This window comes from Pseudomonas sp. K8, assembly GCF_014889455.1.
GTDB classification, from domain to species: Bacteria; Pseudomonadota; Gammaproteobacteria; order Pseudomonadales; family Pseudomonadaceae; genus Aquipseudomonas; species Aquipseudomonas veronii.
The window spans coordinates 43,742-52,694 of the sequence record NZ_VJWO01000044.1; the positions used below are offsets into that span (position 1 = coordinate 43,742).

An 8,953-nucleotide genomic window follows, 5' to 3' on the forward strand; every position below is an offset into this window, starting at 1 on the left:
AAACTCAGCGTTCATGCCGCAGCGCATCAACCACGACGCCGAACGCTGACGACTGCTCACGCCGGTTGGGGTAGTAGAGATGGTAGCCAGGAAATGGCTGACACCAATCCTCCATCACCCGAACCAACGCTCCCTCGGCAATTTCCTTCGCTACCATGTCTTCCGGCAAAAAAGCCAAACCACAGCCAGCTACCGCCGCGCGCAAAATCGGCACGCTGCTATTGAATGTCCATTGACCTTCGACACGTGCTTTGAGCTCGTGGCCGCCCTTTTCAAAGTCCCATTGCAGCAGGCTACCGTGGGTTGGCAAGCGCAGGTTGATGCAGTTGTGTGCCGCTAAATCTGCAGGGGCTTCAGGTGGGGTGTACTTGCGGAAGTATTCGGGTGATGCCACTACCGCCATGTGCAGCCGAGGGCCGATAGGTACGGCGATCATATCCTTTGCCACTTGGTCGCCCAGTCGTACGCCAGCATCGTAGCGCTGGGCGACGATGTCGGAGAGGGCGTAGTCCACGGTGATTTCCACGTGGATATCCGGATAGCCAGGAAGCACCTTCAACAGCTTTGGCCAGAGAATGTTGTTGGCTGCATGTTCGGACGCTGAAATGCGTACGGTGCCCGACGGGGTATCGCGAAACTCGCTGACTGCCGCCAATTCCAATTCGATCTCTTCGAACCGTGGAGCCATGGACTTGTACAAGCGCAAACCCGCTTCAGTGGGCGATACACTGCGCGTTGTCCGAGTCAGCAGGCGCACACCAAGGCGCGATTCAAGGGCGCGCATGGTGTGGCTAATTGCAGATTGCGAAACGCCTAGCTGAGCAGCAGCGCGGGTAAAGCTGCCTTCGCGAGCGATGATCACGAAGGCTTGCAGATCGTTGAGATTGGCGCGGGACATTGATGAGGACCCTTCATAAAGGTGCGCTGAATTGTCCTATCTAACCATGTCTCGAGTGCTTCGAGACAGTTGCAATCCTCTCAACATGTATCAATGATTACTTCGCGAGGGTTCTTGCGTAAAACGGCGTGAGTTTGCTCAGTGCGGCGTCGACGTATTTGGGTACCCAGTAGGTTTCGATATGGGTTGCGCCTTCAATCTTGAAGAACTCTTTGTCCTTGGTGCCAGTGGCTTTGGCGAATGCATCCTCAGTCATGTACAGGCTATCGGCCTTGGTGCCGGCGATCATCAACAATGGCTGGCCAATCAGTTCGATTTGGTTGGTAGCGTCGAAGCGCATCAGGTCGAGCAAGCTGCTGGTGGTGTACTTGAAGGTCGAGTTCGGGTGCGCGTGGGTTTTCCAGTAGTACTCGTAACCTTGGCGGTAGAGATCAAACGGCAATTTGGCAATCTGCTCATCGGTCAGGTTGGCATCGCCCGAGTAACGAACCTCGCCACCGGCAGCTTCCAGGGCGCGTGCCTCAGACGCTTGCTTGAGGCGATCCTGTATGGTGTCCAGTTGGGAGTCGACGTAGCCGTTACGGCGCACACGGCCTGAGTTGAACATGCTGATTGTGGCAATCGATTTGAAGCGCTTGTCGGTCTCGGCAGCGGCCAGGGAGTAACCGCCCCCGCCGCAGATGCCGAGCAGGCCCAGACGCTGAGCATCAACTCCGGCGTACTGGGTAATGAAGTCCGCCATGCCGTGGATATCTTCGATACGGTTGGCTGGTTTGTCGACGCTGCGCGGTTGGCCGCCGCTGCCACCTTGATAGGCCGCATCGGCGGTAATAGTGATGTAGCCCTGTTCGGCCAGGCGCTGCGCGTACAGCCCCGCGACTTGCTCTTTCACACCGCCGTTAGGGTGCGCCACCACAACGGTGGGGTAGGCCTTTTTCGGGTCGTAGCTGGCCGGGGTGTAAACGTTGGCGACGATGTCCAGGCCGTTGAGCTTGTAGGTCACCGGATGGATGTTGACCTTGCCCGGCTCATTCTTGGTAATCGCACCGTCATAGACCAGCGTGAACGGGTTCTTCTTGTAGTCAGCCGCCATGCTCTTGCCGGCCGAAATGCCGATCATCGCGGCCATAAAAGTGGCTTTGAGAACAGTGTTTCTCATACGATTTCTCCAAACGATTAAAGTGTGAAGTAGCAGGTTTTTTTCTGATTCGGCAGGCCTGCATTCCAGATCAATTCAGATGTTTCTCGGCAAGGAACTTGGCCACCAAGTCCGCGATCTGAATGTTGTTCAGGTCTGACATAGGAAAGTGCGTGTTGCCCTTGATGCCAATTTCCGGAAGATGAATTAGCTTCACGTCACCGCCATGTTTGTTAACGCTGTCGCGCCACAGCCGCGCCATCGCGAGTCGGGCCCGCCAGCTGTCTTGGGCCGGTAGGTCGATGGCGTGATCAGGAATGTTGTCACCGTAGAGGATCAGGATCGGAATCCGCGTCAATGCCATGAACTGGCTCATCGGCACCTCAGCGCCTTGCACCGTGTCGAAAGCGCTGGGTATCGGTGCCGGAACCTCTCCTGAAGGAAAGACAAAGCTGCTACCCGGCTCGAACGCGACGATGGCTTTCACCTTGTCGTTCTTGATCGCGGTGAGCCAGCCGGGGCCGCCGCCCTGGGAGTGAGTGAATAAAATGCCGGGGCCGATCCGGTTGAACGCAGCGGATACTCCATCGGAAACCACGTCCATATCGAACGGACCTGTGTTGGGGGTCATGGCGCGAAAGAACTGGTCGCGTGTTTGCTCATCGCGCGCGACCTGCACGCCATCAAAGTAGTTGGGCCACAAACCGATGCGGAACTGGTTAAACCACAGCTGTTCGTCCGGCGTGGGCTTGAGCGTTGCCTCTACCATGCTGCGACCGGCGTTACCGCGGCGGGGTTGGTCGATCAGGTACACGCTAAACTGACGGCGCAGAAAAATGTTCTGGAAGCCTTCGCGGCCATCGGCTGTGGTTTCCCAGGTTTTGGAAAACTGGCCGGCACCGTGCCACATGACGATCGGCAGTTTTCGCGCGTTGACCGGCAATTGGTAAAACACATAGGCGTGATCGCCATGGTAGGTCTGGCCATCGGGCGCCATGGGTTTGCGCGGGTCGAACGTACCCGGTGCAGTGATCAGGGTGCCGCCGGCGGCGAAGCTGCCTTGCTCCTGAATCTGCAACGGCGCGGCGGTGTTGCCAGGGCTGCTGATAGGCGCCGCACAGGCGGCAAGTAGGCACGTGATAGCGAGGGTCAGAACGTTCCTTGTGCTCTTCATGTTCAACTACCCGACGCCGCAAGGGCTTGAGTCAGCGCCGCACTCGCACGCGTGGCGACTGCTTCGTCTGCGTGTTTGGCGAGTATTTCGGTCACCTGGCGCAGTTGGCCAGCACTCAGGCCGACCCGCATGCTCGCCAGCATATGGGAGCGCAGCTGTGGCTCGGCACCCGGCGTTGCAGCCAAAGCGCCGACGGTGGCCAGTTCACGGCTTTGCCAGTCCAGGTTGTCACGCTCGAAGATGTCGCCGAACAGATGGGCCTGCAGGTACTGGTTGATGACCGGCGCAAAGTCGAACACCGGACTTTTCACCGCTCCACCGGATATGCGGGTCTGGTTAACAGTACCGACCTCAACCAATTCCTGGCCCGTTGGGGCGGGCCGACTGGGTTCGCGTCCTGTTACATCCTGAATACCTCGCGCTTTGCGCGCATCAACGACCTTCATCAGTTCGCCCAGCGCATTCAGGCTGCGTGGGAAGCCCGCGTACGCATAGAGCTGCACCAGAATTTCCTTGGCCTCACTGATGGTCAGGCCCGCATCCAATCCTTGATTCAACGCCTGGTTGAGGCGGGGAATGTCGCTGGATGCCATAAACGCAGCGATCAATGGAATGGCCTGTTGTCTGCTCGACAATGCTTCGGAGGGCGGTGCTGTATTGGCTGGGGTAGACGGTGCCACGCTTTCTTGGGCGACAACGCCGGGAACGTCCCCCAAGCCAAGGCACAATGCCAGGAAAGCGGCAATGGAGCGGGTTTCGCGATATGTCAGGGCACGCAAGATCGATGCAGTCATTTTGGCGCGCCTCCGTACTCGGCATCGGAGACCTTGTCGCCCCAGGTCACGGCGCTGCCATCCAGGGATTCTGCCAACGCGATATGGGTCATAGCTGTGGTAGCGGTAGCCCCATGCCAGTGACGCACGTTGGCCGGAATCCATACGGTGTCGCCTGGGCGAATTTCCTGGCGGGGGCCGCCTGCCTGCTGCACATAGCCCACGCCAACGGTGACGATGAGCGTTTGACCCAGCGGATGGGTATGCCAAGCCGTGCGTGCTCCAGGCTCGAAGGTCACTGTACCGCCGCCAATGCGTGCGGGAGCATCGCCCTTGAATAGGCCATCAACCCGCACGGTGCCGGTGAAGTTGTCAGCAGGGCCTTGAACGGAAGGCTGAGTGCCAACACGGGTGACGCGAACTTCCTTGGTGTCCTCGGCTGTGGCTTCGCCAGCCATAAGCGAAAGGGCAACCAGTGGGGCGATCAGGGGGTTCATAGCCGTAACTCCTGGCAGGGAAGGGATCAAAGCCCAGTCATCTTCAGTACGGCCTCAGGCAGGCGTTCGCCGAGGACCTGGACCTGCGAGATCTGCTCACGGATCGCACGCTGCTCATCGCGGCTCAATTCCAGCTCGATAGCGCCAAGGTTTTCATCAAGGCGATGCTGTTTCGTGGTGCCGGGGATTGGCACGATCCAAGGCTTCTGTGCCAGCAGCCAAGCCAAGGCCACTTGGGCAGGCGTGGCATTTTTGCGCTGTGCGACTGCTTTCACCACCTCGACCAACGCCAGGTTGGCCTTGCGTGCCTCTACGGAGAAGCGCGGTACGAAGTTACGGAAGTCCGATGCATCAAACTGGGTGTTCTCATCGATCTTGCCGGTGAGAAAACCGGCGCCAAGTGGGCTGAACGGCACGAAGCCGATGCCCAACTCCTCCAGCACGGGCAGCAGCTCTTGCTCAGGGCCACGCCAGAACAACGAGTACTCGCTCTGCACCGCAGACAGCGGCTGCACCGCGTGTGCGCGGCGGATAGTCTCGACACCGGCTTCAGAGAGGCCAAAGTGTTTTACCTTGCCTTCAGCGATCAGGTCTTTGATTGTGCCCGCGACCTCTTCGATGGGCACCGCAGGATCGACACGGTGCTGGTAGAACAGATCGATACGGTCGGTGCGCAGGCGCTTCAACGCGGCGTCAGCCACTGCGCGGATATGCTCCGGTCGACTGTTGAGGCCAGCCCCTCGGGCGCCAGAAATCAAGTCGATGTCGAAACCGAATTTGGTGGCGATCACCACCTGGTCGCGGATTGGCTGCAGGGCCTCGCCGAGCAGCTCTTCATTGCTGAACGGTCCGTAGGCCTCGGCGGTGTCGAACAGGTTCACGCCACGTTCGTGGGCGGTGCGGATCAGTTTGATCATGTCCTGCTTGTCGGCGGCCGGGCCGTAGACCTGAGTCATGTTCATGCAGCCAAGACCGAGTGCGGACACTTCCAGGCCATTGCCCAAAATGCGGGTTTTCATTGGTGTCTCCTAGTTGGAAATGGGGGGGCGCAGCGGGTCGATGACTTGCGTCGCACGTTTAACGTTTGAAGTTGCTGTCGCTTATCCATTCGTTCACGCACTCCATGGTTTTGCGCTCTTGCTCGCCCTCCATCACGAACCCCACCAGCAACTTGGCCTTGGGTGCGTGACGGTCGAGCACGGCACGGCTGTTGCCTAAGCCATAGCCGCCATGGGTGTTGAATGGAATGATGGTCTTGCCCGCAAGGTCATGTGCCGAAAGAAACGCGCGCACCACTGGGGGCATGGTTTCACCCCAGATGGGAAAGCCGAGAAACAGGGTGTCGTACGCGTCCAAGTTGTGGACCCTGCTTTCCAGTGCCGGCTCGAAGCCGCTATCGCGCTCCCGGCGCGCCTGTTCCACCGTTTGCAGGTAGTCCTCAGGGTAGGCGGTGGCAGGGCGAATTTCGTGCAGGTCAGCACCCAGGCCGCGCTGGATAAGCCCGGCCACGACCCGCGTGTTGCCGGAACGAGAGAAGTACGCCACCAAGGTGCGAGAGCCGGAAGGTGCAGAGCGCTCGTCGCTGGCGTCCGTGCTGGCCCGCGCCAGAAACGGCGAGCTGGCCAACGCAAAAACTACCGTGCGGCGTAGCGAGTCGTGGTCGTTCATTCAGCCTCCCTTAGCGTCCGACACGCGCTTTAAGCGCCTCGGGGTAGCGGTCACCTTGAATGCTGATCTGCGATAAGGCGCAGGCGATGGCTTCCAGCTCCCCTTCGGTAAGGTTGACCGACGCACTGCCGATGTTTTCTTGAAGGCGATGCAGCTTGGTCGTCCCCGGAATCGGTACGATGCACGGCGCCTGGGCGAGCAGCCAGGCGAGGGCGATCTGCGCAGGGGTTACCCCTTTTTGCGCGGCGATCTCGCGCAGTCGGATGACCAGGTTCTGATTGGCCTGCAGCGCCTCCTGGCCAAAGCGTGGAACGACGCTGCGAAAGTCATCGCTGCCAAACGATGCGTCGGCTGAAATAGCACCGGTGAGAAAACCTTTGCCCAACGGGCTAAACGGTACGAAGCCGATGCCCAGCTCGGAGAGGGTTGGGAAAATCTCCAACTCGGGCTCTCGCCACCACATCGAATATTCACTTTGCAGCGCCGTGACCGGTTGCACGGCGTGAGCTCGGCGGATGGTCTGTGCGCCTGCTTCCGAGAGGCCGAAGTGCTTCACTTTGCCTTCGGCGATCAGGGCTTTGACGGTGCCGGCAACGTCTTCGATGGGCACATCCGGATCGACCCGATGCTGGTAAAGAAGATCGATGTAATCGGTCCTGAGCCGCCGCAGCGAGCCCTCAACGGCCTCGCGAATATGCTCCGGGCGGCTGTTGAGACTCTGCTGTTTGTTGTCCGCGCCAAAGGTGAAACCAAACTTGGTGGCGATCACCACTTGATCGCGCACGGGCGCCAAGGCCTGCCCCACCACGTCTTCGTTCAAGTAGGGGCCGTACACCTCTGCGGTGTCAAAGAAGGTAACGCCCAGGTCCACGGCGGCGCGGATCAGGGACACGGCATCCTGGGTGTCCGTGGCCGGACCATAGCCGTGGCTCAGGCCCATGCAGCCCAGGCCAAGGGCCGAGACTTCTAACGAACTGTTGCCCAAATAGCGCTTTTGCATTGCGTTCTCTCCCGGCGTAAGCAAACCCGCCTGGCCCTTGAGCCAAGGTGGGGGAGGGTTTCAGTCACTCGGCTGCGACCTCGATGGGAGGACGTTAAGTGATGACCTGCGATTGGACTACCCGGGTAAAACGGCAAGGACATATGAAGAGAACTAATCAATCCGAAGCTCCGTCGCTGCAAGCGCTGATGCACCGGGGCATTCATGAGCAGTGCTCATTTCCCCTTGCGGGATTAAGGGGTTAATCGAACATTCAGTAACACTTACGCTGGCGAGCTACTTACCGGCTATAGGCGAATTCCATGTCATCTCTTGGCCCTGCCGAGACAGAACGCAACGCTGGCAGCCCATCGGACGTGCCGCGCACAACCAACAACGTGTGGTTGATGCTTAACCTGAGTGCGTTGATGTCGTTCGCCTCGATTTCTACTGATATGTATCTGCCTGCCCTGCCCGCCATTAGTCGCGCGTTGCATACCGATTCAGCGGGCGTTGAGCTGACGTTTTCCGCCTTCCTGATCGGGTTCAGCCTTGGCCAGTTGATATGGGGGCCAATCAGCGACCGGTTTGGACGCAAGTTTCCGATCCTTATTGGGATGGTCCTTTTCATCATCGGCTCGGTTGGCTGTGCGCTGTCGACGACAGTCACTGAAATGATGGTGTGGCGGGTGGTTCAGGCACTGGGCGCCTGTGTGGGGCCGGTGCTCTCGCGGGCAATGGTGCGCGACCTGTACGGCAGGGAACAGTCGGCGAAGATGCTGTCGACGCTGATTTTGATCATGGGCGTAGCTCCGATTGCCGGCCCGCTGGTTGGCGGCCAGATCCTGTTGCTGTGGTCGTGGCCGGCAATCTTTTGGGCACTGGCTATCGTCGGGCTGGTGACGCTCTTTTCGTTCGGCAGGCTGCCAGAGAGTCTCCCTCCCAAGCACAGAACGCGTGAGCCACTGCGGCATACGTTTGCCACTTATCTGCAGCTAATCCGCGATCCTCGGCTGATCGGCTACGCGTTGTCGGGCGGATTTTTTTACGGCGGTGCCTACGCGTTTATCGTCGGAACACCGTTCGCCTACATCGACTTCTACCAGGTGTCACCTCAGGCCTACGGGTGGCTGTTCGGGGTAAATATCGTCGGCATGATGATCGCCAATTTCATCAATGGCCGATTGCTGAGCCGCATGAGTAGCGAGCAGCTTTTCTATCGCGGCGCATGGACGTTGGCTTTTTTCGGTGTGGTGCTCAGTGTTTGCGTGTTGTTTGGTTGGGGTGGGATTTGGGGCTTGGTCATCCCCATATTTTTCTACATGTCCATGAACGGGCTTATCGTCGCCAATTCCGTCGCGGGCGCGTTGGCCTTCTTTCCCCACAGAGCGGGTTCTGCTTCGTCGCTCGTCGGGGCCATGCACTACGGCAGCGGCATTTTCAGCGCAGCATTAGTCAGCTGGTTGGCGGATGGAACGCCGAAGGGCATGGCGCTGGTGATGGGTGGGGCTGGCATCGGCTGCCTGGTGGCGGCGTTGTGGTCGAAGGGAGCTCGCGGAGAGAGGTCCTGACCCAATCGCCATGTCCATCGATGCTGAAACCGAGCACAAATTGAACAATTGTTCTTATCGGGGTAAATCTCAACTGTCCTTCTGGCCGATTGGTTTCCTGTCACAACTCAACAGTTCGGATTGCCGTGCTCATGGGGATCCAAAGAGTTTGTATAAAATCCGGGCTTAATTAGGATAATAGTAGGGGTAAAGATTTTGGAGATCAGCACAATTTTATTGGAAAACAGGTACTTATTTTTCTATTCGAGTCCAGGT

Annotated in this window: 9 protein-coding genes; 1 reads left to right on the top strand and 8 read right to left on the bottom strand. The window is 58.7% G+C overall.

Translation table 11 applies throughout. The features are described 5' to 3' along the window. Positions 1-4: 4 nt before the first annotated feature. The 8 genes from INT12_RS23915 to INT12_RS23950 form a co-directional block, all read right to left on the bottom strand. The gene (locus tag INT12_RS23915) at positions 5-898 is read right to left on the bottom strand and encodes a LysR family transcriptional regulator (RefSeq protein ID WP_169878018.1); all 894 of its coding nucleotides are present in this window, start codon (positions 896-898) and stop codon (positions 5-7) included. A gap of 97 nt (positions 899-995) precedes the next feature. Further along, a complete protein-coding gene (locus tag INT12_RS23920) occupies positions 996-2,057 on the bottom strand; it encodes an alpha/beta hydrolase (RefSeq protein WP_169878017.1) in 1,062 nt (353 codons plus the stop codon). A gap of 70 nt (positions 2,058-2,127) precedes the next feature. Beyond that, entirely contained in the window at positions 2,128-3,210 is a 1,083-nt protein-coding gene (locus INT12_RS23925; RefSeq protein ID WP_169878016.1) for an alpha/beta hydrolase, read from the bottom strand. Between the two features lie 2 nt (positions 3,211-3,212). Continuing rightward, complete coding sequence (locus INT12_RS23930) at positions 3,213-4,004, bottom strand: carboxymuconolactone decarboxylase family protein (RefSeq protein WP_169878015.1); 792 nt, start codon at positions 4,002-4,004, stop codon at positions 3,213-3,215. Continuing rightward, a complete protein-coding gene (locus INT12_RS23935; protein ID WP_193040681.1) occupies positions 4,001-4,480 on the bottom strand; it encodes a cupin domain-containing protein in 480 nt (159 codons plus the stop codon). The genes INT12_RS23930 and INT12_RS23935 overlap by 4 nt, the downstream gene beginning before the upstream one ends. A gap of 26 nt (positions 4,481-4,506) precedes the next feature. Further along, positions 4,507-5,499, bottom strand: a complete 993-nt coding sequence (locus INT12_RS23940; protein ID WP_193040680.1) for an aldo/keto reductase — start codon at positions 5,497-5,499, stop codon at positions 4,507-4,509. Positions 5,500-5,557: 58 nt separating this feature from the next. Next, entirely contained in the window at positions 5,558-6,148 is a 591-nt protein-coding gene (locus INT12_RS23945) for a flavodoxin (RefSeq protein WP_193040679.1), read from the bottom strand. A 10-nt stretch (positions 6,149-6,158) separates the two neighbouring features. Then, complete coding sequence (locus INT12_RS23950; RefSeq protein WP_193040678.1) at positions 6,159-7,148, bottom strand: aldo/keto reductase; 990 nt, start codon at positions 7,146-7,148, stop codon at positions 6,159-6,161. 302 nt (positions 7,149-7,450) lie between these two features. On the opposite strand from INT12_RS23950, the gene INT12_RS23955 reads away from it, so the two are divergent. Then, positions 7,451-8,698, top strand: coding sequence for a Bcr/CflA family multidrug efflux MFS transporter (locus INT12_RS23955; RefSeq protein WP_193040677.1), 1,248 nt, complete (start codon positions 7,451-7,453; stop codon positions 8,696-8,698). Positions 8,699-8,953: the final 255 nt, after the last annotated feature.

Coding starts and splice junctions, on each gene's coding strand:
- INT12_RS23935 (WP_193040681.1), bottom strand. CDS start 4,480: ATGAACCCCCTGATCGCCCCACTGGTTGCCCTTTCGCTTATGGCTGGC.
- INT12_RS23925 (WP_169878016.1), bottom strand. CDS start 3,210: ATGAAGAGCACAAGGAACGTTCTGACCCTCGCTATCACGTGCCTACTT.
- INT12_RS23955 (WP_193040677.1), top strand. CDS start 7,451: ATGTCATCTCTTGGCCCTGCCGAGACAGAACGCAACGCTGGCAGCCCA.
- INT12_RS23920 (WP_169878017.1), bottom strand. CDS start 2,057: ATGAGAAACACTGTTCTCAAAGCCACTTTTATGGCCGCGATGATCGGC.
- INT12_RS23915 (WP_169878018.1), bottom strand. CDS start 898: ATGTCCCGCGCCAATCTCAACGATCTGCAAGCCTTCGTGATCATCGCT.
- INT12_RS23945 (WP_193040679.1), bottom strand. CDS start 6,148: ATGAACGACCACGACTCGCTACGCCGCACGGTAGTTTTTGCGTTGGCC.
- INT12_RS23930 (WP_169878015.1), bottom strand. CDS start 4,004: ATGACTGCATCGATCTTGCGTGCCCTGACATATCGCGAAACCCGCTCC.
- INT12_RS23950 (WP_193040678.1), bottom strand. CDS start 7,148: ATGCAAAAGCGCTATTTGGGCAACAGTTCGTTAGAAGTCTCGGCCCTT.
- INT12_RS23940 (WP_193040680.1), bottom strand. CDS start 5,499: ATGAAAACCCGCATTTTGGGCAATGGCCTGGAAGTGTCCGCACTCGGT.